The following is a 21,577-nucleotide window of genomic DNA, read 5'->3' on the forward strand; positions in this document are numbered from 1 at the left end:
GCTATCGTCATGGCGAATAAAGGCCTAAGCAATATAAAAGGCGTCTCCAAGCAAGACAAGGAGATGATTGAAAATATCGAGACCATGATGGGCCCTGAGCCCGAAGACATGGGTCTCATGAAGAATATCTTCTGGGGACGTTTCCGCGAAGATCTCGTCTTCCCGTATCCGCGCGAGTCGAAAGAGGAGCGCGAGACCTGCGATGCGCTCCTGGAGGAGCTGGAAGACTACCTCGAAAACGAGCACCCCTCGGTTGAAATCGACCAGGAGGAGTACATTCCGGAGTGGTGTATCGAGCGCCTCTTCGAGATGGGCGTGATGGGCATGATCATCCCGGAAGAGTATGGCGGACTCGGGCTGGGCGTGACCAGCTATAACCGCGTGCTGGAGATGATCGGCCGCCACTGTGCCTCGACCGCCGTTATGGTGTCGGCGCACCAGTCCATTGGTTGTAAAGCGCTCGTCATGTTTGGCAACGAAGACCAGAAAGACGAGTACCTGCCGATGGTAGCGCGCGAGAAGCTCTCTGCGTTCTGCCTGTCGGAGCCGAACGTGGGCTCGGACGCGGCCGGACAGGAGTCGTTCTCGGTGAAAACCGAAGACGGCGACTATATCGTGAACGGCGAGAAGAAGTGGTCGACCTCGGGCGCACTCAGCGGGCTCTTTACCGTGATGTGCAAGAACATGATCAAGAACCCGGAGACGGGCGAGCTCGAACAGAAGGGCGTGAACGCGCTCATCTGCACGCCGGACATGGAGGGCGTGGAGATCTTCGAGAAGAACCGCTCGAAGACGGGCATCCGCGGCACGTGGCAGGCGCGCATCCGCTTCAACGACGTGCGCATCCCCAAGGAAAATCTGCTGCACAGCGAAGGGCGCGGCCTGAACGTAGCCCTCTCGTGCCTGAACTACGGACGCTGCACGCTTTCGGCGGGGGTAACCGGCGCGGCGAAAGCAGCCAAGGAGCAGGGCATCAAGTGGGTACAGACGCGTTACCAGTTCAAGCGTCCGCTCTCCGACTTTGAGCTCGTGCGCGAGAAGATTGCGCGCATGTCGGCGCTTACCTACGCCATGGACGCTATGCTCTACATGATGACGGGCATGCTCGACCGGGGCGACAAAGACATCATGGTCGAAACCGCCATCTGTAAGGTCTTCTGCTCGCACTACGGATGGGAGGTCATCAACGAAGTGATGCAGATCATGGGCGGCGAAGGCTACATGACCGAGCACGAGCTGGAGCGCTCCTGGCGCGACAACCGCATCCACGCTATTGTGGAGGGCTCAAACGAGGTGATGCAGTCATTCATCTTTGCGTACGGCGGCAAGAAGCTCGCCGAGCAGATGGTGTCGGTGCAGGACGCGCTGACGTGGGATACCGACGAGAGCATCGGCGACAATCTCTCACGCATCCTCACAGCGGCCACCAACCCGACCGTGATGTCAAAGGCGCTGCCGCTGGCCGGACAGCTCTTTATGGGCATCAAGCCGCAGGCGCCAGAGGTGCGCAGCGTACACCCGGCCCTGCGTCAGCAGGCAGAGAAGCTCTCGACGCTCATCCAGAAGCACTCGCACTTCTTCAAAATGGCGAGCAAGTGGGAGCGCGAGAAGATTGTGGAGCACCAGGCGCAGCAAGCGCGTGTGGCCGACAACGCGATCTACCTCTACGCGCTCACCGCATCGCTCTCGAAGATGGACGACCAGCTACGCACCGGCGAGTACGGTCCGGCTTTCGAACGCGACCGTGCGGCGTTTGAGTATCTGTTCGAGTGGTTCGAGAACAAGATCTACACGAACTTCGGCCGCCTGCGCGACAACGCCGACGACAGCATGCGCAAAGCGGCTGAGGCGGCGCTGCGCTACAATGACACGCTGCCGAACAAGGAGTTCTACATCCACGAAGGCAGTCCGCTCGGACGCGACGCCGGCAAGGAGACGCCGACGGAGCACATCAAGCAGTTCCCCGGCGACGGCGTCGACCCGCGCACGCAAGACCGCGCGCCCGGCGAAACCGATGAGCTGGAACTCGACGACGTGCCTGCCGCCTCGGGCGATGGCGCTCCCGAAGAGCCCGAGCCCGCTGCCGAAGACGGCGTGGCGTAAGCACAAGCTCACTTACCGGCTATACCACACCACCGCCCGGTGCTCTTTGCGGAGCATCGGGCGGTTTTTGTTGGGGGCTGCACCTACCGTGGAGACGTCCGACCCGGACGTCTCTACTGTGGGGCCGGTTCTAAACCCCTCTGTCTATCGAGCCTTGTCGCAGGCGTGATTCTGTGGCCATCTCTCCCTTAGCCAAAGGGAGCCCCCTGTTGGAAGATAAAGGGTTGATCCCGACGACGAGACGCTACGTTGTAATTGTAATTACTATCGCTTACTGTATGGTTATTCTCTTGTAGCTTTACTTATCTCTTCTAATATCATGGCTTATCGAACACGTACCCTCTCATTCTTTGCCGTTCTGCTGCTTATCGTGGCCGGGTGTTCTGGATCGCAGGAAGCAACCTCCTCTGCACCGACGGAGGAGCATGTAGGTGAGCCGTTAACCATCGAAGCGCCCCCGAGTGGCTCGCTTTCGGATGCGCAGCTTAACGGCATTGCCAACGACATTCGTGCCCTTGAAGAGCGTCCGCTGATGGAATCAGAAAGCACCTACCAGGCTGAGATGCTACTGCAATTTATCTTATCGAGCGCCGCCCATATGATCGAGCATCCCGATGATGATCAGGTTTCGGTCAATGTGGGCGGACTCGAAGGCGCTCTCACAACGTATCGGATGCTGAAGGAGCAGCGCGGAAGTGACGCTGCCGATTCCTACATGGAGGCCGTTGCTGGACAAAGCGAAGACGGTACCCTTGACTTCTTCGTTCAGTCTCGCATCGACAACTGCTAAACAACGGCACGAGGCTACGTGAGCGACCCGAGCCGTTCTTTCAGCGCCTGTGCCCGGCGGCGGCTCATGGAGAGCGGCGCATCGGCTTGGCCCACAAACACCTTGAACGTGTTGTTCGGCTGTCGCTCGATGCGTTCCACGTGGTTGGTGTTCACAATGGTGGAGCGGTGGATGCGGACGAAGTGCGTATCGGGCAGCTGCTCCGTCCATTCGCTAAGCGTAGTCGTCGTCCATGCATCGGGGCCTTCGGTGAGGTGCAAGGCCGTGTAATTTCCCTCGGCTGTGATGTAGTGGATATCTGCAATGCGGATAAAGCGCGGCTGGCGGCCTTCCTCGTAGAAAAACAGATCGTCGTACCGAAACGGTGCATCGCTACGGCGCGTGTCCTGCGGGATTGCAGCGTCGGTCGCACGCACCCGGCGGAGCGCCTCGGCCAGGCGGTTGGGCGAGACGGGTTTGAGCAGGTAATCCAGCGCATTGACCTCAAACGCGCGCACGGCGTACTGATCGTGGGCCGTCACGAACACCACCTGCACCGGCGTGTCGATGCGGTCGAGCAGGTCGAAGCCCGTTTCGCCGCGCATCTGCACGTCCAGCAGTACCACATCCGGGGCCGTTTCCTCGATCAGCGTGGCCGCTTCGTCCACCGTACGGGCTTCGCCGACGACCATGGCGTGGTCCTGTTCAGCAATCGTGTTGCGCAGCGCGCGGCGGGCAAGTCGCTCATCATCTACAACAAGGATAGCAAGCGAATCAGTCATAAAGAGGCGTCAGGATTAGATGCAGGATGTTCGATGCTAATACGAGCATGCACCCAGCCGTCGTTCTCCGTCAGCGTAAAGCGGTGCGCATCGGGATACTGCGCCTGGAGCCGGGCTTGTACGTTGTTGAGTCCGGTGTCGGTACCCGCCTCTATGGAGGGGGACGTGCGTAGCTGACCGGTATTTGAGACCGCTATCCGAAGACGCCCATCCGCCATCGAGGCCGTCAGGCGGATGCGGAGCGGAAACGGACTGGTGTGCTGACCGTGCTTGACCGCATTCTCGATCAGAGGCAGTACCAGAAACGCAGGCACCGTCTGATGAGCAGCGGCAGCCTCCACATCAACCGTAACCTGAAGATCGTCTTCAAAGCGCATGGTTTCGATGGCAAAATAATGCCTTGCGGCCTGCACCTCCTCATCGAGCGACACCAGGAGCGTGTCTTCATCGAGAAGTGAGTACCGGAGGAAGCCCGACAGTTCATGCACGGCCTCCTTCACACGGCGCGGATTCTCATCGGCCAGTGCGTTGATGGTGTTGAGCGCGTTGAAGAAGAAATGCGGATTGAGTTGGTAGCGGAGCATCTGCAATCGAGCGCGCTGGGCCTCCGCATCCGCCTGTAACACGCGCTTCTGCTGGGCTTGCCGTTCGTGCCAGAAGGCGATGCCGAGGTAGCATCCGCTCCACATGAGCAGCACCACCGGAAAGGCGGCGGGATGCGAAAGCAAGGAGCCCTGGCCAGGAAGCAGGTCCACATAAGCAAGAACAGGCAGCGCAAATGGGTCAATATAGGTGGCGCCCCAGTGGTTTACGCTGGCCCAGCCGGCGCCCACGGCCGCCGATCCCAACGTCACAGTCAGGCTCTGCCATCCCAGGTGCCATTGCGATAGCCCCAATGCGTAGTAGACCCATCCCAACAGGGAGCTGATGAGCAGGCCCGATCCGGTGGCCCAGAGGGCCTGCTACAGCACCACCTCAGTAAACGGGTTGTAAGGCCGCAGGGTTGTGTAGTATAAGATCCCATAGACGATCCATCCAACGAGTTGCACAATGCCAAGCCCGATCCAGCGTGTGCGGGCATTGCGGAGAGATAGTGGCATAGACGGCAAGGGACGCATGAAAAACGGAGCGTGTGCATGCTGAACATGACAAAACGTGTGGATAGATGCGACGGTGAATTAGATGATCGGTTCGTACGCTGGACGAATGGTGCATCTGCAGACGGGTGAGGCAATACAACGCATTGGCATTATTCATTCCGTATCTGAGACGGGCTGCGACAATGTTAATCCGATCGATCATGCATGTGGGCCAATGGCTGTTGCTGTGCAGTGTGCTGGTGGCCTGTGGGCCATCGGAGCAGGAACAGGTATATGTAGAAGAGGCCACGGAAGCTGCTTCTGAGTGGCTGAAACTGGTCGATGCTGGAGAATACGAGGCATCGTGGACGGAAGCAGCCAGCTTCTTTCAGAATCAGCTTACCGCCGAACAGTGGGCCCACCTGGTCGAGCAAGGCCATAATCAGCAGGGGCTTGAATCGTTTGAGGGCCGCACGTTGATTGCTGCCCGCTACACCGATTCGCCGCGGGATCAGCCGCGGATGAGCGAGCTGCCCGGACAAGTGCCCGACGAATATGTCGCGATCCAGTACCGGGCCGATTACGGAAAAACAGTGATCGAAACGTTAACACTTACCCGAGACGATGGGGCCTGGCGCGTTATAGGATACTACATTCGTCCCGAAGACGGATGGTCGGGGCTGTAAAAAACAACGGTGCATCGTGCACCTACGGCATTCCCAAAAACGAAAACGACAAGAACTCATGCAGATTGTACACCGCGTTGTAGCTATTCTTGCACTTGCCGCCCTGATACCTTGGGGACTGCCCGTGCATGCCCAATCCGCTCCCGATGACATTGTGGGTTCATGGCAAGGAGCGTTGGATGTGAATGGCATGGAGCTCCCCGTTGTATTCCATATCGAAGATACCGGTACCGCCCTTGCAGCCAGTATGGATAGCCCCGATCAGGGCGCCACAGGTATTCCGGTTGAGAACCTGTTTTGATTTCACACGTCGCGAGTGAAAACGAACGGGAGTCCGCCTCGTTTTCGGTGGTGAACAGACGTTTCACCGAAAGCGACACCGAAGCTATGCGCAAAGACTATAGCTCCGATTTGACGGACTCCCAATGGCACAACATTAAAGCGGTTCTCAATACCTCGCGCCACCGCCAACATGACCTGCGCCGCGACATTCTGGATGCGATTTTCTACGTGGTCAAAACGGGATGTCAGTGGCGAATGTTGCCTGGTGGATTTGCGCCGTGGCAGACGGTGTACTACTACTTCCGAACGTGGAAACAGCGCGGCGTAATCGCACGTCTGCTCAGCATAGCCCGGCGAGGCGCACGGCGAGAAGCCGGGCGCGAACCCGAGCCCAGCGTGGTAATTATTGACTGCCAATCGGTTTCGATCACCCGCTCAGGCGGTCTGTGCGGCTTTGACGGCAATAAAAAAGTCAAAGGGCGCAAACGGCACATACTCACGGACACGCAGGGCTGGACGTGGGCCGTCGGCATTCACGCCGCCAATGAGCACGAAAGCCAGCACGCCTTCAAGCTCATTGAACGGGCTGAACAGCGAAGCGAACGTCTTGAAGCGGTCTTCGCTGACAAGGCCTACCGCGGCGATCTCGAAGACGACCTTGAGGAAGCGCTTGGGCTTCGGCTTGAGATCACCGAATCCGACTCCGAAGAGCCGGGCTTCTCCGTCGAGCCGAAGCGCTGGATTGTCGAACGAACACTCGGCTGGTTGGGGGGCTGGCGGCGACTTGCGAAGGAGTACGAGCGCCTGGCCGAGACGAGTGCCGCCATGGTCCGGCTCGCGTCGCTACGATTGGCCCTCAGCCGCCTCTAACGGCATATCAAAACAGATTCTGAGTCGGTGATGCTGGAAGGGGATACGCTCACCATGGAGGTCCCTGCTATTCAAGGGGAGTACGTGGGCGTGCTCACAGCCCCCGAAACCATTGACGGCACGTGGACACAGGCCGGACAGTCGTTTTCGCTCACGCTTTCTCCAGCTGGTGAGGACATGGTGGAGGCCCCTACGGGTCCGCAGCATCCTGAGCCGCCGTATCCGTATGCCGAAGAGGAGGTGCATTTTCCGAATACCGATGACGAGATTACGCTGGCAGGTACGCTAACCACTCCGGAAGACGAAGGGCCTCATCCGGCCGTGGTGCTGGTAAGCGGGTCGGGCCCGCAAGATCGCAACTCTGAACTGATGGGCCACCGCCTGTTTCACGTGCTCGCCGATCATCTAACGCAACAGGGCATTGCGGTGCTACGCTACGACGAGCGCGGCGTGGGTGAATCGGAAGGTCCCGCGTTTCCAGCATCGACCTCTGAAGCGTATGCTCGCGATGCCGCAGCGGCCGTTCGGTTTCTCAAGGAACGGCCCGAGGTGAACGCAGAGCGCGTAGGCCTGATCGGACTCAGCGAGGGCGGGCTGATCGGACCGATGGTTCATACTCAGCATGAACCGCTTGCCTTTCTTGTGCTGATGGCCGGGCCCTCCGTACCTGGGTACGATATCATTATTGAGCAGACGGCCCAGATGGCCCGAGCCGTGGGGACTCCGGAGGACGAGATTGATTCGACGCGCACGGCCCAGCACCGCACGCTTAGCGTTGTACGGGAGGCGCCCGACACCACGACAGCAGCCGACTCGTTGCAGGTTGTGTTGGAGGAGCAGGGGGTATCCGACGAACAGCGCGCATCGCAGATTGATAATTTCACCGCGCCGTGGTTCAGGTTTTTCCTCGACTATGACCCGCAGCCTACTCTCACGCAGATCGACATTCCGGTACTTGCGCTCTTTGGGGAGAACGATCTGCAGGTGCTGCCCGGGCAAAACGCTGAGATTATGCGCACGGCGCTAGAGGAAAGCCCAAGTCCCGATGCGACGGTGGAGGTGCTCGATGGGCTCAACCACCTGTTTCAACCCGCCGAGACCGGGCATCCGTCCGAGTACGGCGCGATTGAAACGACGATGGCGCCTGCGGCACTGGAGCGCGTGTCTGGGTGGATACGGCACCATGCTAAACATCCGTAGCACAAACAGGCCAAGATCAATGATAGAACCGTCCGGTGCCCCTCAGGCCGTGGGCGGTTTTTTGTTTGGGGATACGAAGGGTCCATGCATGATGCGGAGGACTTACCCATCTATACAACCCCTACTCGGAGTGTCCATAACGTCGTTATCGTGATGCGTTCTGGGTAGCTGCTCAACCTGTAGTGATTAGGTTCATTGAATATATGTGTTCTGGTTCTGTCAAATCAATCGGTCCAATCCGGCCATGATTCAGACGACTCACACCTGTCGCAAATGCGGAAGCTCTGACATCGTCAAAAACGGTCATAGCGCCAGCGGGTCGCAGCAGTACCATTGCAAAAGCTGTGGGGCCTACCTGGTGCTTGCCCCGGACTCAAACGAGTACTCCGATAAAGAGAAGCAGCGCGTCCTACAGGCCTACCGAGAGCGCGGGTCCAAAAGCGCGATCAGCCGCATCTTTGGCGTGAGCCGAAATACGCTCTCTCGCTGGCTCAAAAAAAGGGACGTCAAGTTGACTCGCTAGCCGAGTCGCTAGCTGAGCAGGTTGAGCCGCCCAAGGACGGCGATGTCCTTGAACTGGACGAGTGCTGGATGAGTGCTGGACCTACGTCCGCCACCGGTCAAATAAGCGGTGGCTCTGGGTAGCGCTGTGCCGCCGAACCCGGCAAATTGTTGCGTTCGTGATTAGCAGGAGCTTAAAGACCGGTCTGCACGGACTTGTGTCCGGCTTTGGAATAAGATTCCCGAGGGGTACAAGCACAAGCAGAGCTTTAGTGACTTTTGGAAGTCGTATCGCCCGCTCTTCGAAACCGATCCAACCCACGAGCACGTGGGGAAAACGAGCGGAGAACTTGCTCATGTTGAACGCTTTTTCGGGCGGATTCGCCAGCGGCTCTCGCGATATGTCCGAGAAACGCGATCGGCCTCCCAGACCGAGCGGATGCTGCATCTGAGGACAAAGCTATTCATCGATACGTACAACCAGAAAATCACTTAGCATCTACCAAGTACCAAATTAAGGAATCAAAACAGGTTCTACCACACTACTTGTTTCAATATTGACAAACTCGACGGTAACCTGCACGCCATCCACGCCGGTAGCGGTGATCGGGTCTCCATGACCTGTGCCCTGATCTGGGTTTACATTGCTAAAGTCGATCACCTGGGCGGAAAGTGTATTAAAACCGCCAAATAGCACAAGCGTGAAAGCGATCAGGTAGACCGATTTTACCATCCGTGACATTAGGTGTCGGCATACCGCCCCTCGAGAATCCATCATTGTAGTGCCACTTTTCAGAAGTTTAGTAACAGTTTTCATGCATTTTCGAGTACGTTTTGGGTAACATTCATTTCACTACGGATACTGCTTCGGATTGATATCGTCTGGGACCAAGTGCTTGTGTTAGACGGTTCCATATCCCTCTGCATGGATTCGCACCCCACCTTAGGTATATATTACTCCAAATTAAAAAACCAATAATGCCAATAGATATATAGTAAGCAACTTAATTAGTTTGTATTGTTCATTGTCTTTTTTATAAATAATAAGAGTTAACAGCGGATATGTGTAAAATCGCCATTAATGTCAAAACGAAACGCATTTCATTTTGAGGTGTGTCTCTGCAGAAATGAAGGTTGCCACATGAACACGTTCCGTAATTCTTCCCTGTACGTGTTTAGCGACTTGTAGTCTGGGACGCGTGCAATTCTAATAGCATTCGGCTCATAGGGCACCAGGGATGCAAGCGGTCTCCGGCCATGGGATTCCCTTAGCCCAGGATCAGAAGCAAAGCGGATATCCCGGGCGATCATTGAAGCCGGCTAAACAGATACCCTTCCCTTGAAAAGGATTGCGGTATTGTTCCTGTAGGGTACCGGATTTAAAGATGATCGGATGGATACATAAAGGGATGGACGGCGTTTATCCGTCCATCCCTTCATATACTAACGAATCATACAGGGTTGGTATACGCCGCCTACTCCCAGAACTCCATCCAGAAGAGAATCGTCACGATGAGCATAACGATGCTCAAGAACATATTCGTGGCGGTGATCCACCCCTGCTGGATGGTGGCGAGTTTATCCTGGCAGAGCTGGTAAGCCCGGTCGTAGGTCTGGTTAGCGCTATCGAGCACGATCATCGTGAAGTTGTCCGCGTCGGTGTTGGGCGTGTCGGGATCGGCAGCAATGACCAGCGCCAGCTCTTTCACGTCTCGCTCCAGGTCGCGCAGCTGGGGCTGCAGGCGTCCGAGCTCGGCCATCAGTTGGTGCAGCCGCTTACGGCTTCGCAGGCTGTAAAAGGCCGTAGAGCATCCGTAGGCCTTATGCAGCACCTCATTAAGCTGCCTGTCGAGGTCTCGCCCGGCCCGAATCAGGTGTGCAACCCAGTCCCAGTACTCTTCGCGGGTCAGGTCCCACCCATCCGGATCGTCGAGCACGTCGGCCAGCGAGAGCTCGGCGGCGCGAGCGTCGCGGTCTTCAAATGCGCTACGTAGCGCGTCGCCTTGCTCGTAAGGCGCTGGGTCTGTGCTCGATGTATCGGTCGGGCGTGGAGCGGCTGGGGATTCCATACTGGGCGTGTGACTATTGCAAAGGCAACGGCATCGCTTCTACGGGCGCTCGTGCTTCGAGTTGAAGGTAGCTCTGTGTTTTTAAGCTGCTTTCGTTCCTCAACGGACTGCTCAGTCATGCGGATGAAATCGTTTTACCGCATCTTGAACGGCCCGCTCATCCCCTGCAAACGTGAGACGGTCGCCTTTCTTGAGCGTATCGTCGGCCGAGGGGACGAAGGTAATGTCGTCGCGGGCAATGACGACCACAATGCAGCCACCCGGAATCTGCTTGTTGAGTTTGCGGATGGATTGCCCCACCAGGTCGCTCGCTGTTATCTCGACTTCCTGAATATCGTGTCCTTCTCCCAGCACGTTCATCCAGTGGGTGATCGCGGGCCGCTCGATCTCATTATCGATCGCGAAGGCCGCCGCCATCGGCACGTCAATCGCCGTAACGTCGAGCGTGTCGAAGGCTTCCATGTTGCCCGACTCGTTCACCCGCGCATACACGTTCTTGATACCAAACTTAGACCGGGCCAGCTGGCAGATGAGCAGATTATCGTTGTCGTTTTCGGTAACGGCGATAACCTGTTTGGCGTCTTCAACGCCGGCTTTTCGCAGCACATCCGGTTCGGTGCCATCGCCGACCTGCACGGTGAACCCATCATCACGCATGCGGTGGGCCACCTGTTCGTTGGCTTCGATAACGATCACATACTCACCACGTTTTTCGAGGCGTTCGGCCAGGGCGCGCGATACACGACCGCCGCCGATAAGGAGTGTTTTCATAGGAGAAACAGAAAGAGCTTGTGCAATCTGTCGTGCGAGACCGGCCTGGAGCACGACGGTGAAGAAGATGACGAGGAAGACCGCTCCGGTCAGCACATCGGCCATGGCAGCATCCCCCTCCGCGGCCAGTTCGATCGCGAAGAGCGTAGCCACACTGGCTGGTACAATGCCACGCGGTCCAACGAGTCCGAGAAAGAGGCGCTCCGGCATGGTGAACCGGTTGACGCCCAGCGTGGCTCCGGCGATCACAACGGGTCGAATGACAAGCACGATCACAAGCACGACCGCAACGCCCCACACGCCGAGCGCAAGCATCGCCTGAACATCGATCAGGGCTGCAAGCGCGATGAAGATAAAGGAGAGCATGATAAGTGTAAGGTCTCGTCCAAACGTCTCCATCGTCTCCTCGTGGGGTAGCTTCATGTTTCCAAGCAGGATACCCGACGTAGCCGCTGCAGCGATACCGGCCTCGGCAGCCACCGCCTCGGCCAGTGCAAACGCGCCGAGGGCCGCGCTCAGAAAGAAGAACCGTGCGACCTGAGGGGCGTCGCCTGGAATCAGATCGCGCGTGAGCACGAAGCGGATGGCTCCTGCGGTGATCCCCCCAGCCAGGAGACCGAAGCCCAGGCGCTCGGCAAAGGCCACCAGACTCGCCGAAGTGCCTGCATCACCGATAACCATCGTCTCGTAGATGACGATCGACGCGATGGCTGCCGTTACGTCGTTGATAATTCCTTCAGCCTCAAGAACAGAAGCCACGTGCTCGCGCACGCGCACCACCTCCAGAATGGGCGTAATAACCGTAGGCCCGGTAGCGACAAGCAGAGCCCCGACCAGGAGAGCTATAGACCAGGGCACATCCAGGAGACCGTAGACCGCAACGGCCGTGCCCGCCAGTGTAACGACTGCGCCAAGCGTCACCAGTCGAATCGTAACAGCAGGCGCCTCCCGGAGGCGTTCTCTGCGCAGTTGGAAGGCCCCATCGAACACGATGAGGGCTACGCTAAGTCCCACAATGACCGAGAGGCCCTCTCCAAAGAGATCGTAGGTGACAACGCCCAGCCCCTCGCTACCAAGCGCAACACCAATAAAGATCAGAAACAGGACACTCGGAATCTGAAGGCGATGAGCAAGAAACTGGGCAAGAATGCCCAATATGAAAATGCCTGCGACAATAGGGAGAAGATACGCGTCCACGAGGAGTCTGCTAACCCGATGTAAAAAACTATGAGCCTGTTTGGGTTTTGGTTTGCAGGCGAGAGCGAGCGCCGCTGCGGCGAAAATTGGCCCCCGATGGCGGTTCGTAGCCGGGGCTACGGGCCGACATCGGGGGCAATTTGTACCAGGGGCATGACCTTCGGCCCCAGTCCAGCACCGCCGCTCGGAGCCCAAATTAAAAAATCAAAACAGGTTCTATATGTGGGCCGGCCTCCGCTACCTGAGCGCTATTTGAGCGCAAGCGTACCGCTCGGGGCTCTATCGGACTAGCCCCCTACAGATTGGTTGTCGAAACCTTACGTTTGCAGCCAGAACCCGGTGATCTGTTTTTCCACATCACGTATAGGCATTACTGCTTTATATGTTGTACGTGATGCCTTTTACAACACTTATGTTGCCCCGTAAGGCTTTATAATGGTATTTTAAGACGCCCTGCTTCCTGGCGAATCTCATGCAGGCGCACCAGTACGACGAGACAAAATTACAGAGAGCCGGCCTGGATACTTAACCCCTGGAATCCCCTCACACCACCTCTCACGCCGGAATAGCTACTGCCCATCGCACCAAAAGTCTGCTTTTAAAGCACCAAAATACATTGGTACGGCACATACGCATTGGCTTATGTTTACTTGTGACATTCGTAGTCACCATACATGTATTTATTGACCTTAGCGTATGGTCACTTACTCTACCTCCCCACATGTGCCTCGCGTCAGCATAGGCCTTCCCGTATACAACGGAGCGGATTACCTTGAAGAGGCCCTCGAATCGGTGTTGGGTCAGACCTTCAGAGACTTTGAGCTCATCATCTGCGACAACGCCTCAACCGATGCCACCGAGGCGATCTGTCGGGCAGCAGCTAAGCGCGACAGCCGAATCCGGTACGAGCGGCACCCCGAGAATCTGGGCGCTGCCAAGAACTATAACAGCACGCTTGCCAGAGCACGGGCCCCGTATTTCCGGTGGATGTGTCATGACGATGTGCTTGCTCCGACCTGTATCGAAGCCTGCGTAGACGTGCTCGACACCCATCCTGATGTTGTGCTCGCATACACGAAAACGCAGGTGATCGACGCGTCGGGTACACCTGAATCCGATCCGTCCTGGATGCGGGACCTACACACCGTAGACAGCGACCCGGTGGAGCGGTTCACCAGCTATCTGAAATCGTACTGCTGGGCAGGCGAGCCCGGGCCGCTCTTTGGGCTTATCCGGACCGACATCTTGCGATCAACGATGCAACATAGCGATTTCCCGTCGGCTGACCTCATCCTGATCGGTGAATTTACGCTCTGGGGCGGCGTCTATCAAGTTCCAGAGCGGCTCTTCCTGAACCGCCTGCACGACGACAATTCGACGAAGTCCAACGACAAACAGATTGCACCGATCTGGGACTGGTTCGATCCGAATCGGGAAAGCGGCTTGCCATGGCTGGAGATGCGATGGCTCCGCGAACTACACCGCGCTATTCAACGCGCCCCGCTGTCACCGAACGACCGGTGGCGCTGTCGCGTCCGGCTGATGCGCTACTATGCCTTACGGCATGGACCGCAGTACGTGCGCGAAGCACTCTATTTCACGACGGCCCGTGTGGGCCTTCATCACTCCACACCGCCTCCACGCGTTCTCGGACTGCGTGCCGTCTATCCGATGCCCTGGGAGACTTCATCGCAGGCGCAGTAGACCCGCCAAGGATTCTTTCTTACACCCCCAACCCATCCTACCCCTATCCTATGAATGTTCTCGTTACTGGAAGCCAAGGCTACATCGGCTATCCCCTCGTGCGGCTGCTACACGAACGCGGCCACACCGTGACCGGGCTCGATACCGGATATTACGCCGACGGCACGCTCTTCGAATCTCCGTGGCCCCCGGGCGTTCGTCAAGTGTGGAAAGACATCCGCGCCATCAACCGCGACGACCTGACAGGTTTCGACGCCATATGCCACCTGGCAGAGCTCTCTAACGACCCGCTCGGGCAGCATAACGAAGCCAATACCTATGCCGTTAACCACGCTGGCACGGTTCGCCTGGCTCGGCTCGCCAAAGAGCTGGGCATTGAGCGCTTCGTATACACGTCCTCATGCAGCGTATACGGCCTGCAGAACGGCGAGGCGTTCAAAACAGAGACCTCTCCTACGCATCCCCTAACGGCCTATGCACGCTGCAAGGTCAACGTAGAAACCGACCTGGGTGCCCTGGCCGACGATGCTTTCTCGCCGACGTTCTTACGCAACGCGACCGCCTACGGCCCCTCGCCGCGTCAGCGATTCGACATCGTGCTCAACAACCTGAGCGGATTCGCCTACACCACCGGCACCATCAACATGCGCAGCGACGGCACGCCGTGGCGGCCGCTCGTGCACATTGCCGACATCGCACAGGCCATTGCCTGTACCCTCGAAGCTCCGCGCGATGCGATCCACAACGAGATCTTTAACGTCGGTCACTCCGACGAAAATTACCAGGTGCGCGATATCGTCGAGATCGTAGCGGCTGCCCTGCCGGACTGCCGCGTGTCTATGGGCTCCAGCGATGGCGACGACCGCAGCTACCGCGTCTCGTTCGACAAGATCGCAACCCAGCTTCCAGGCTTCAAGCCAGCCCACACGCTCGAAGACGGAGCTCGCCAGATGGCTGCCCTCTACCAGGCTATCGACCTTACCCCTGAAACCTTCGGCTTTCGCGCCTTCACCCGGCTGAAGCAGCTGGAATACCTGCTCGACACCGACCAGCTGGACGGCCGGTTCTTATGGCGCGAAGGCGTTGCCCCCGACGCCGCGCTTCTTTCCACGTAAATCCTCCAATATAATGAAGTTTACTCGGGCCCTGATTTCTGGAGCGTACCTGATTGATCCTGAACCACACGGTGACGATCGTGGCTTCTTTGCCCGCATGCTCTGTGTCGATGAGCTTGCAGCGCACGGACTCAACATGAAGATCATACAGGTCAACATCAGCTACAGCGCGAAAGCCGGTACGCTGCGGGGGCTTCACTACCAGACGCCTCCGCATTCCGAGGCCAAGATCGTGCGCTGTACGCGGGGGGCCATCTTCGACGTGATGGTTGACCTGCGTTCCACCTCAGACACGTATCGGCAGTGGTTCGGCACCGAACTCAGCGCCGACAACCGCCGCCTGGCCTACATCCCTGAAGGATGCGCCCACGGCTTCCTCACCCTCACCGACGACACAGAAGTCATGTACCCCGTCACCGCCCGCTACGCCCCCGAGTCCGAGAACGGCGTTCGCTACGACGACCCTGCACTCGACATCGCATGGCCTGTACCGGTGCGCGTGGTCTCCGATAAAGACCGGTCCTGGCCTCTCCTCACCCCAACCACCACGCTCATATGAGTACTGCCCCCGTTGGTCTTATCCCCGCTGCCGGTCGAGGCACCCGCGTGGCGCCGCTTCCGGGCAGCAAAGAGCTCTTTCCGGTCGGCCAGGCCCCGGCGCCCGACGGCACCCCGCGTCCGGTTGTCGCGTCGCAGCATCTGCTAACCGCCCACCGGACTGCTGGGGTCCAAACCGTCTACTGGATTTTGCGTGACGGCAAGTGGGACATCCCCGCCTACTGGGGCAACGGCCACCGCCTCCGCATGCACTTTGCCTACTGCATGATGCGCCACCCGTATGGCGTGCCGTTTACCATCAACCAAGCAGCGCCGTTTATTCGCGACCGCACCGTACTCCTCGGGTTTCCAGATATTCTGTTTCATCCCTCCAACCTTTTTGCCCAACTGCACAATCGGCTGCTTCAGGAGGATGCGGACGTGGTGCTTGGTTGCATGCCTGTCTCCGACCCCGCCCGGGTCGACGTGGTCGAGCGTGCTCCCAACGGATCCGTACAGTCTGTTCATGTAAAGAGAGCTGACTCGCCTCTTCGAACGGCCTGGATGTGTGCCGCCTGGCAGCCTGCCTTTACTCGCTGGCTGCACCACCGGCTGGCCGAGATTCTTCCCTCCCTCGAACAGGAATCCCTCGACCCGAAATCTCTCAAACAGCGCGAGCTGCATCTTGGTCACCTGTTTCAGGATGCACTCGACGACGGACTCACCATCCAGAGCGTATATGTACCTGACGGGCGCTTTCTGGACATCGGTACGCCCGACGCTCTGTATCGCACAATGACGACCCCGCTCAGCACGCTGTTGAGTCCGCGCACCCCGCACGCCCTCTCCCCTTATTTCTCGTAGATACCATGATCATTGTAGATACCGCCCTCCAACAGCGCGAAGCCGATAACAACCCCATCCGCGTGGCGCTTGTCGGCGCCGGATATCAGGGCCGCGGCGTTGCCCTGCAGATCTGCACAGCTATCACCGGGATGCGCCTTGTGGCCATCTCGAACCGCACCCTCCCACGCGCCGAGGCCGCCTACGCCGAGGCCAGGATCGACGATGTAACCCATGTACGCACCGTGTCTGCGCTCGAAGAAGCCATTGCGGCCGACCGATTCGCGGTCACGGAGGATGCAGAGCTGCTCTGCCGTGCCGAAGGCATCGACGCGATTATTGAAGCCACCGGCACATTCGAGTTTGGCGCCCAGGTCGCGCTCGCTGCAATCGAAAACGGCAAGCACCTGATTCTCTCGAACGCCGAACTGGATGCCACGCTCGGCCCCATTTTGAACGTCTACGCCGAACAGGCAGGGGTCGTGCTCACCGACATCGATGGCGACCAGCCCGGTAGCATGATGAACCTGTACCGGTTTGTCGATGCCATTGGATACCGCCCGGTACTGGTCGGAAACATAAAAGGCCTGCTCGATCACTACCGCACGCCCGAGACGCAGCGCGCATGGGCCGAAAAGCACGGCCAGGCGCCCTACATGGTCACCTCGTTTGCCGACGGCACCAAGATCTCAATGGAAAACGCCGTAGCCGCCAACGCCACGGGCTTCCCCGTCGGGCAGCGCGGCATGTACGGGCCTCGCTGTGCGCACGTTACCGAGGCCGTCGATCTGTTTCCCAAAGACGAGTTGCTCGATACCGGACTCAACGACTACGTGATCGGCGCCGAGCCCGGTCCAGGGGTCTTTGTCATTGCTTACAACGACCACCCTGTAAAGCGGCAGTATACCTCGGTGCTGAAGATGGGCGACGGACCCTTCTACGTGTTCTACACGCCGTATCATCTTCCCCATCTTGAGGTGCCGCTCACCGTGGCCCGTGCCGTCTGCTTCGGTGACGCTACGGTGGCGCCCCTCGGCCCGCCTGTGTGCCACGTGCTTGCCCTGGCCAAGCGCGACCTGAAGCAGGGCGAGACGCTCGACGGACTCGGCGGCTTCTGCACATACGGCTGGATCGATAACGCGGATGTCACCTACCGCGACAACCTGCTTCCGCTTGGTCTTTCAGAGGGCGCTACGCTCTTGCGCGACATCCCCAAAGATCAGGCGCTTACCTTCGATGATGTGCTGCTCCCTGAGGGCCGACTCATCGATCGCCTCTGGGCCGAGCAGACCGCCCACTTTGGCATGGCCCCTGTGCATGCTACCGCATAGGCCGCACGACGCTGCATTACAGACCGTTCTTCTTACTCACTTGCCACCCCGCACTCCCATGAAAGCTGTCATTTTAGCCGGCGGATACGGCACCCGTCTATCCGAGGAAACGGGTGTACGCCCCAAACCCATGGTCGAAATCGGTAATCGACCCATCCTGTGGCATATCATGAAAATTTACGCCCACCATGGCGTAACGGACTTCATCATCTGTTGCGGGTACAAAGGCCATATGATCAAAGAGTACTTCTACAACTACCATCTTTTAAATACTGATATGCGGGTCGACTTGAGCACCCGCAGCACGACGTTTCTGAACAACGCCAGCGAACCATGGACGGTGTCGCTGATCGATACAGGCTCCGGGACCCTTACCGGCGGGCGCCTCAAACGAGTTAGCCCGCTGCTCGACGATGAGCCGTTTTTCTTTACGTACGGAGACGGCGTTGCCGATATCGATATTGGGGCGTCGCTGGCCTTTCACCGGAAGCATGGCCTGCTAGCCACGATGACAGCCGTGCAGCCACCCGGACGGTTTGGCACGTTTTCGCTGACTGAGGAAACCGCACGCGTAACGCGCTTCCGTGAAAAGCCTCAGGATGGAGACGCCTGGATCAACGGCGGCTTTTTTGTGCTCGACCCGGCGGTTATTCACTACATCGACGGCGACGATACGATCTGGGAGCGCGATCCGCTGGAGCGCCTGGCCCGAGCGGGGGAACTGGCAGCCTATCGCCATGACGGGTTCTGGCATCCGATGGATACGCTCAAAGACAAAAACACGCTGAACCAGCTCTGGGACGAAGGCACTCCTCCTTGGGCACTATGGATGGAAGCCCTTTCGGATACAGAAGGCGTCCGATCGGCTGATGACGCCCCCCTCGCGCCGCGTCACCACCAGCGAGCTCCCGTACCCCACCATCCGTCGTTTTAGAACCTGTTTTGATTTCTTAATTTGGGCTGCGATCGGCTCCGCTGGACTGGAGCCGAAGGTCATGCCCCTGGTGCAAATTATTCCCGATGTTGGCCCGTAGCCCCGGCTACGAACCTCCATCGAGGTCCAATTTTCGCTGCAGCGGCGCTCGCTCTCGCCTGTAAACCAAAACCCAAACAGGTTCTTAGGTCGAGGCCCTGCCAGTACAATGCCTCACCTGCAATTCGGCAGCAGATTAGGACGTTCGTTCGGGTACGGGGTGGCGGGTTTCGCCAGCCCCGTACACGACGAATTTCTGCGTGGTGAGTGCCTGCAAGCCCATCGGGCCGTAGGCGTGGAGCTTGGTCGTTGAGATCCCAATCTCAGCGCCAAGTCCGAGCTCGCCCCCATCCGAAAAGCGCGATGACGCGTTCACGAGCACTACCGAGGCATCTACCGTGCGCACAAATTCCCGCGCAGTGGGAAGGTCGTCGGTCACAATAACTTCGGTATGGTTCGATCCGTAGGTGGCGATGTGCTCCCGAGCATCCTCGTTGCTCTCCACCACACGCATCGCAATCGTAAGATCGAGAAACTCAGCGGCGTAGTCATCCTCAGTGGCCGGTTCTACGTCAGACACACGGGCACGCACCTGCTCATCGCCCCGCACGGTGACGCCGGCGTCTTGCAGCAGCCTGCACGCCTGTGGCACATACGTGTCGGCCACGTCTTCGTGCACGAGGAGCGTCTCCAGCGCGTTGCAGACGCTCGGGCGCGAGGTCTTACCATCAATGAGCAAATCGTCCGCGATGTCGAGATTCGCCGCCGCATCCACATACAGATGACACACGCCCTTGTAGTGCTTGATGACGGGGATACGACTGGTTTCGTCAACGAAGCGAATGAGCCCCTCGCCGCCACGCGGAATAACCAGGTCGATGTGCTGATTGAGCGTGAGCATCTCCTGCACCGCGGCGCGGTCGGTCGTGGGCACGAGCGTGATAGCTGCCGGGTTTACATCTTCGGCTTCGAGCGCTGCGTGTAGGGCATCGGCAATGGCGTGGTTGGCATGAAACGCCTCGGATCCGCCCCGAAGAAACACCGCGTTGCCCGCTTTGAAGCAGAGCCCGGCGGCGTCGGAGGTGACGTTGGGGCGCGCTTCGTAGATCATGCCGATAACGCCCAGCGGGATGCGCATGCGCCCGACCTCGATGCCGCTTGGGCGCGTAGTCGTCGCTGACATCTGTCCGACCGGATCCGAAAACCCTGCCACTTCACGCAGGGCAGCAGCCATCTTCTGGAGGCGCTCCTCGTTGAGCACGAGCCGGTCGATCATCGCCTCGGGGAGTCCGTCGTCGCGGGCACCGGATACGTCGGTCGCGTTGGCTTCCAGGATGGCGTCCTGGTGGTCGAGCAGCGCATCGGCCATGTGCTGAAGTACGCGGTTCTTGCGCGCGGTTGAGAGATTTGCAACCTGCCGAGCAGCCTCGCTGCATGCCGCCGCCAGAGATTCAATAGAACGATCGGATGCAGTAGAGGCGTTGGCCATGGATTTTAGCGTTGATTGTAGGTGAGAAAGCTCTGTATCCGTACCCGGCGCGTCTGCGCTTGTGCCGCGGTCGCTCCCTCCTCCTGCCTCTGCAAGCACGCATGCTACAGTAGCACCAGATCGTTTCGGTGAATAACGTGGTCGGTCGGCGCGGTGTCGAGGATTTCGGTCATGGCGGTGCTGTGCCTGCCCCGAATAGCCCGCACCTCGGCGGCTCCGTACTGCGCGATGCCCTTTGCAATGGGCCGAATCTCGCCATCAATGCGCAGCGCTACGGTCACCGCATCGCCCTGCGCGAACGTGCCCTGCACGTCTGTAATCCCTGACGGTAGCAGCGACGCCCCCTGCTTCTGAAGCGCACGAGCAGCGCCTGCGTCTACGAAGAGTATGCCGGTCGCGGACAGGGCGTGGCGCATCCAGTGCTTGCGGCTGGAGAGCTGCCGGTCGGGCGCCGCCGCCATGAAGAGCGTGCCAGGCACTTCTCCGCTACGCAGGGCGTCGAAGTGTGCTCGCTTTGTGCCATTGACGATGACGGCCGGAATGCCTCGGTCGGTCGTTTTTTCGGCAGCCTCGATCTTCGTGCGCATCCCCCCGGTGGCCGCAGCGTGATGACTCCCTCCCGCAAGGGCATAGATCGACGCATCGATCGCATCCACCTGAGGGATGCGGGTCGCGCCAGGCGTAGTGTGGGGGTCGGCGTCGTACAGTCCGTCGACATCGGAGCACATGACGAGCAGATCGGCCTCAGCGAGCACGGCGACGAACGCGGCCAGGTTGTCGTTGTCGCCCACGTGCAGCTCCTCAACGGCCACGGTATCGTTTTCATTCACGATAGGCAGCGCACCGGTGTCGATGAGCGCAGAGAGCGTGTTCTTGGCATTTACGAAGCGCGAGCGGCGGCGCAGGTCGTCGTAGGTAAGCAGGACCTGCGCGCAGGGCACGTCGAAGAGGCGGCTCCAGTGCTGCATGAGAAGCGACTGCCCGATGGCGGCCAGCGCTTGCTTTTCCGGGATAGTGAGCGACGTAGTGGCATCCATGCGGCCCTGTGCGGCGCGTCCGGCCGCCACCGCACCCGACGACACAACGATCACGGTCTTCCCCTGCGCCCGATGTTCCCGGATCCACTGCGCAATGGGCAGCAGATAACGGGTCGAGCAGCCCCGAGCGTCGGGGGCCATGAGGGCGCTACCGACTTTTACAACAGCGGTTTGCCAATCGGGAAGGGCGGGCGGAGACGACATGCTGCAGCGTAGAGGGTGCGCAAAATCTGGCGAAC

Annotated in this window: 20 protein-coding genes and 1 pseudogene; 13 read left to right on the plus strand and 8 right to left on the minus strand. The window is 58.8% G+C overall.

Annotation, left to right across the window (positions count from 1 at the left end; genetic code table 11):
* Positions 1 to 9 precede the first annotated feature (9 nt).
* Positions 10 to 2,103, plus strand: coding sequence for an acyl-CoA dehydrogenase family protein (locus tag ACZ48V_RS10250; protein ID WP_464538820.1), 2,094 nt, complete (start codon positions 10 to 12; stop codon positions 2,101 to 2,103).
* Between the two features lie 319 nt (positions 2,104 to 2,422).
* Complete coding sequence (locus ACZ48V_RS10255) at positions 2,423 to 2,893, plus strand: hypothetical protein (protein ID WP_464538822.1); 471 nt, start codon at positions 2,423 to 2,425, stop codon at positions 2,891 to 2,893.
* Between the two features lie 14 nt (positions 2,894 to 2,907).
* Here ACZ48V_RS10255 and ACZ48V_RS10260 read toward each other — a convergent pair whose 3' ends face one another.
* From ACZ48V_RS10260 to ACZ48V_RS10270, 3 genes are all read right to left on the minus strand, one after another.
* The gene (locus ACZ48V_RS10260; protein ID WP_464538824.1) at positions 2,908 to 3,654 is read right to left on the minus strand and encodes a LytR/AlgR family response regulator transcription factor; all 747 of its coding nucleotides are present in this window, start codon (positions 3,652 to 3,654) and stop codon (positions 2,908 to 2,910) included.
* Complete coding sequence (locus ACZ48V_RS10265) at positions 3,651 to 4,508, minus strand: sensor histidine kinase (RefSeq protein ID WP_464538826.1); 858 nt, start codon at positions 4,506 to 4,508, stop codon at positions 3,651 to 3,653. Before ACZ48V_RS10265 ends, ACZ48V_RS10260 begins: the two co-directional genes overlap by 4 nt.
* A gap of 108 nt (positions 4,509 to 4,616) precedes the next feature.
* On the minus strand, positions 4,617 to 4,754 hold the full coding sequence (locus ACZ48V_RS10270; RefSeq protein WP_464538828.1) for a hypothetical protein: 138 nt from the start codon (positions 4,752 to 4,754) through the stop codon (positions 4,617 to 4,619).
* Positions 4,755 to 4,936: 182 nt separating this feature from the next.
* Here ACZ48V_RS10270 and ACZ48V_RS10275 point away from each other — a divergent pair, with 182 nt between their 5' ends.
* From ACZ48V_RS10275 to ACZ48V_RS10295, 5 genes and pseudogenes are all read left to right on the plus strand, one after another.
* Complete coding sequence (locus tag ACZ48V_RS10275; protein ID WP_464538830.1) at positions 4,937 to 5,419, plus strand: DUF4019 domain-containing protein; 483 nt, start codon at positions 4,937 to 4,939, stop codon at positions 5,417 to 5,419.
* A 58-nt stretch (positions 5,420 to 5,477) separates the two neighbouring features.
* On the plus strand, positions 5,478 to 5,720 hold the full coding sequence (locus tag ACZ48V_RS10280; protein ID WP_464538832.1) for a hypothetical protein: 243 nt from the start codon (positions 5,478 to 5,480) through the stop codon (positions 5,718 to 5,720).
* Positions 5,717 to 6,571, plus strand: coding sequence for an IS5 family transposase (locus tag ACZ48V_RS10285; protein ID WP_464538143.1), 855 nt, complete (start codon positions 5,717 to 5,719; stop codon positions 6,569 to 6,571). Before ACZ48V_RS10280 ends, ACZ48V_RS10285 begins: the two co-directional genes overlap by 4 nt.
* A gap of 54 nt (positions 6,572 to 6,625) precedes the next feature.
* Positions 6,626 to 7,771, plus strand: coding sequence for an alpha/beta hydrolase family protein (locus ACZ48V_RS10290; RefSeq protein ID WP_464538834.1), 1,146 nt, complete (start codon positions 6,626 to 6,628; stop codon positions 7,769 to 7,771).
* A 244-nt stretch (positions 7,772 to 8,015) separates the two neighbouring features.
* Positions 8,016 to 8,768, plus strand: a pseudogene (locus ACZ48V_RS10295) (IS1 family transposase).
* A gap of 18 nt (positions 8,769 to 8,786) precedes the next feature.
* On the opposite strand, the gene ACZ48V_RS10300 reads toward ACZ48V_RS10295, so the two are convergent.
* The 3 genes from ACZ48V_RS10300 to ACZ48V_RS10310 form a co-directional block, all read right to left on the minus strand.
* Complete coding sequence (locus ACZ48V_RS10300; RefSeq protein ID WP_464538836.1) at positions 8,787 to 9,089, minus strand: hypothetical protein; 303 nt, start codon at positions 9,087 to 9,089, stop codon at positions 8,787 to 8,789.
* Positions 9,090 to 9,747: 658 nt separating this feature from the next.
* On the minus strand, positions 9,748 to 10,341 hold the full coding sequence (locus ACZ48V_RS10305; RefSeq protein WP_464538838.1) for a hypothetical protein: 594 nt from the start codon (positions 10,339 to 10,341) through the stop codon (positions 9,748 to 9,750).
* Between the two features lie 111 nt (positions 10,342 to 10,452).
* A complete protein-coding gene (locus tag ACZ48V_RS10310) occupies positions 10,453 to 12,288 on the minus strand; it encodes a cation:proton antiporter domain-containing protein (protein WP_464543119.1) in 1,836 nt (611 codons plus the stop codon).
* 717 nt (positions 12,289 to 13,005) lie between these two features.
* On the opposite strand from ACZ48V_RS10310, the gene ACZ48V_RS10315 reads away from it, so the two are divergent.
* The 6 genes from ACZ48V_RS10315 to rfbF are packed head-to-tail and all read left to right on the plus strand — an operon-like array spanning position 13,006 to position 18,773.
* The gene (locus tag ACZ48V_RS10315; protein ID WP_464538840.1) at positions 13,006 to 14,013 is read left to right on the plus strand and encodes a glycosyltransferase family 2 protein; all 1,008 of its coding nucleotides are present in this window, start codon (positions 13,006 to 13,008) and stop codon (positions 14,011 to 14,013) included.
* A gap of 50 nt (positions 14,014 to 14,063) precedes the next feature.
* Positions 14,064 to 15,128, plus strand: coding sequence for an NAD-dependent epimerase/dehydratase family protein (locus ACZ48V_RS10320; RefSeq protein ID WP_464538842.1), 1,065 nt, complete (start codon positions 14,064 to 14,066; stop codon positions 15,126 to 15,128).
* A 13-nt stretch (positions 15,129 to 15,141) separates the two neighbouring features.
* Positions 15,142 to 15,687, plus strand: a complete 546-nt coding sequence (rfbC, locus tag ACZ48V_RS10325) for a dTDP-4-dehydrorhamnose 3,5-epimerase (RefSeq protein WP_464538844.1) — start codon at positions 15,142 to 15,144, stop codon at positions 15,685 to 15,687.
* Positions 15,684 to 16,529 (plus strand): nucleotidyltransferase family protein, encoded by an 846-nt coding sequence (locus ACZ48V_RS10330; protein WP_464538846.1) that lies wholly within the window; start codon positions 15,684 to 15,686, stop codon positions 16,527 to 16,529. Before rfbC ends, ACZ48V_RS10330 begins: the two co-directional genes overlap by 4 nt.
* Before the next feature lie 5 nt (positions 16,530 to 16,534).
* Entirely contained in the window at positions 16,535 to 17,839 is a 1,305-nt protein-coding gene (locus tag ACZ48V_RS10335; protein WP_464538848.1) for an NAD(P)H-dependent oxidoreductase, read from the plus strand.
* A gap of 58 nt (positions 17,840 to 17,897) precedes the next feature.
* Positions 17,898 to 18,773, plus strand: a complete 876-nt coding sequence (gene rfbF / locus ACZ48V_RS10340; RefSeq protein ID WP_464538850.1) for a glucose-1-phosphate cytidylyltransferase — start codon at positions 17,898 to 17,900, stop codon at positions 18,771 to 18,773.
* Positions 18,774 to 19,008: 235 nt separating this feature from the next.
* On the opposite strand, the gene ACZ48V_RS10345 is transcribed toward rfbF, so the two are convergent.
* Both ACZ48V_RS10345 and proB read right to left on the minus strand, forming a co-directional pair.
* Positions 19,009 to 20,301, minus strand: a complete 1,293-nt coding sequence (locus tag ACZ48V_RS10345; RefSeq protein WP_464538852.1) for a glutamate-5-semialdehyde dehydrogenase — start codon at positions 20,299 to 20,301, stop codon at positions 19,009 to 19,011.
* Between the two features lie 104 nt (positions 20,302 to 20,405).
* On the minus strand, positions 20,406 to 21,542 hold the full coding sequence (gene proB / locus ACZ48V_RS10350) for a glutamate 5-kinase (RefSeq protein ID WP_464538854.1): 1,137 nt from the start codon (positions 21,540 to 21,542) through the stop codon (positions 20,406 to 20,408).
* Positions 21,543 to 21,577: the final 35 nt, after the last annotated feature.

The sequence above is a fragment of the Longimonas haloalkaliphila genome, from assembly GCF_055379825.1.

Coding starts and splice junctions, on each gene's coding strand:
- ACZ48V_RS10250 (WP_464538820.1), top strand. CDS start 10: ATGGCGAATAAAGGCCTAAGCAATATAAAAGGCGTCTCCAAGCAAGAC.
- ACZ48V_RS10255 (WP_464538822.1), top strand. CDS start 2,423: ATGGCTTATCGAACACGTACCCTCTCATTCTTTGCCGTTCTGCTGCTT.
- ACZ48V_RS10260 (WP_464538824.1), bottom strand. CDS start 3,654: ATGACTGATTCGCTTGCTATCCTTGTTGTAGATGATGAGCGACTTGCC.
- ACZ48V_RS10270 (WP_464538828.1), bottom strand. CDS start 4,754: ATGCCACTATCTCTCCGCAATGCCCGCACACGCTGGATCGGGCTTGGC.
- ACZ48V_RS10275 (WP_464538830.1), top strand. CDS start 4,937: ATGTTAATCCGATCGATCATGCATGTGGGCCAATGGCTGTTGCTGTGC.
- ACZ48V_RS10280 (WP_464538832.1), top strand. CDS start 5,478: ATGCAGATTGTACACCGCGTTGTAGCTATTCTTGCACTTGCCGCCCTG.
- ACZ48V_RS10290 (WP_464538834.1), top strand. CDS start 6,626: ATGGAGGTCCCTGCTATTCAAGGGGAGTACGTGGGCGTGCTCACAGCC.
- ACZ48V_RS10300 (WP_464538836.1), bottom strand. CDS start 9,089: ATGAAAACTGTTACTAAACTTCTGAAAAGTGGCACTACAATGATGGAT.
- ACZ48V_RS10305 (WP_464538838.1), bottom strand. CDS start 10,341: ATGGAATCCCCAGCCGCTCCACGCCCGACCGATACATCGAGCACAGAC.
- ACZ48V_RS10315 (WP_464538840.1), top strand. CDS start 13,006: ATGGTCACTTACTCTACCTCCCCACATGTGCCTCGCGTCAGCATAGGC.
- ACZ48V_RS10320 (WP_464538842.1), top strand. CDS start 14,064: ATGAATGTTCTCGTTACTGGAAGCCAAGGCTACATCGGCTATCCCCTC.
- rfbC (WP_464538844.1), top strand. CDS start 15,142: ATGAAGTTTACTCGGGCCCTGATTTCTGGAGCGTACCTGATTGATCCT.
- ACZ48V_RS10330 (WP_464538846.1), top strand. CDS start 15,684: ATGAGTACTGCCCCCGTTGGTCTTATCCCCGCTGCCGGTCGAGGCACC.
- ACZ48V_RS10335 (WP_464538848.1), top strand. CDS start 16,535: ATGATCATTGTAGATACCGCCCTCCAACAGCGCGAAGCCGATAACAAC.
- rfbF (WP_464538850.1), top strand. CDS start 17,898: ATGAAAGCTGTCATTTTAGCCGGCGGATACGGCACCCGTCTATCCGAG.
- ACZ48V_RS10345 (WP_464538852.1), bottom strand. CDS start 20,301: ATGGCCAACGCCTCTACTGCATCCGATCGTTCTATTGAATCTCTGGCG.
- proB (WP_464538854.1), bottom strand. CDS start 21,542: ATGTCGTCTCCGCCCGCCCTTCCCGATTGGCAAACCGCTGTTGTAAAA.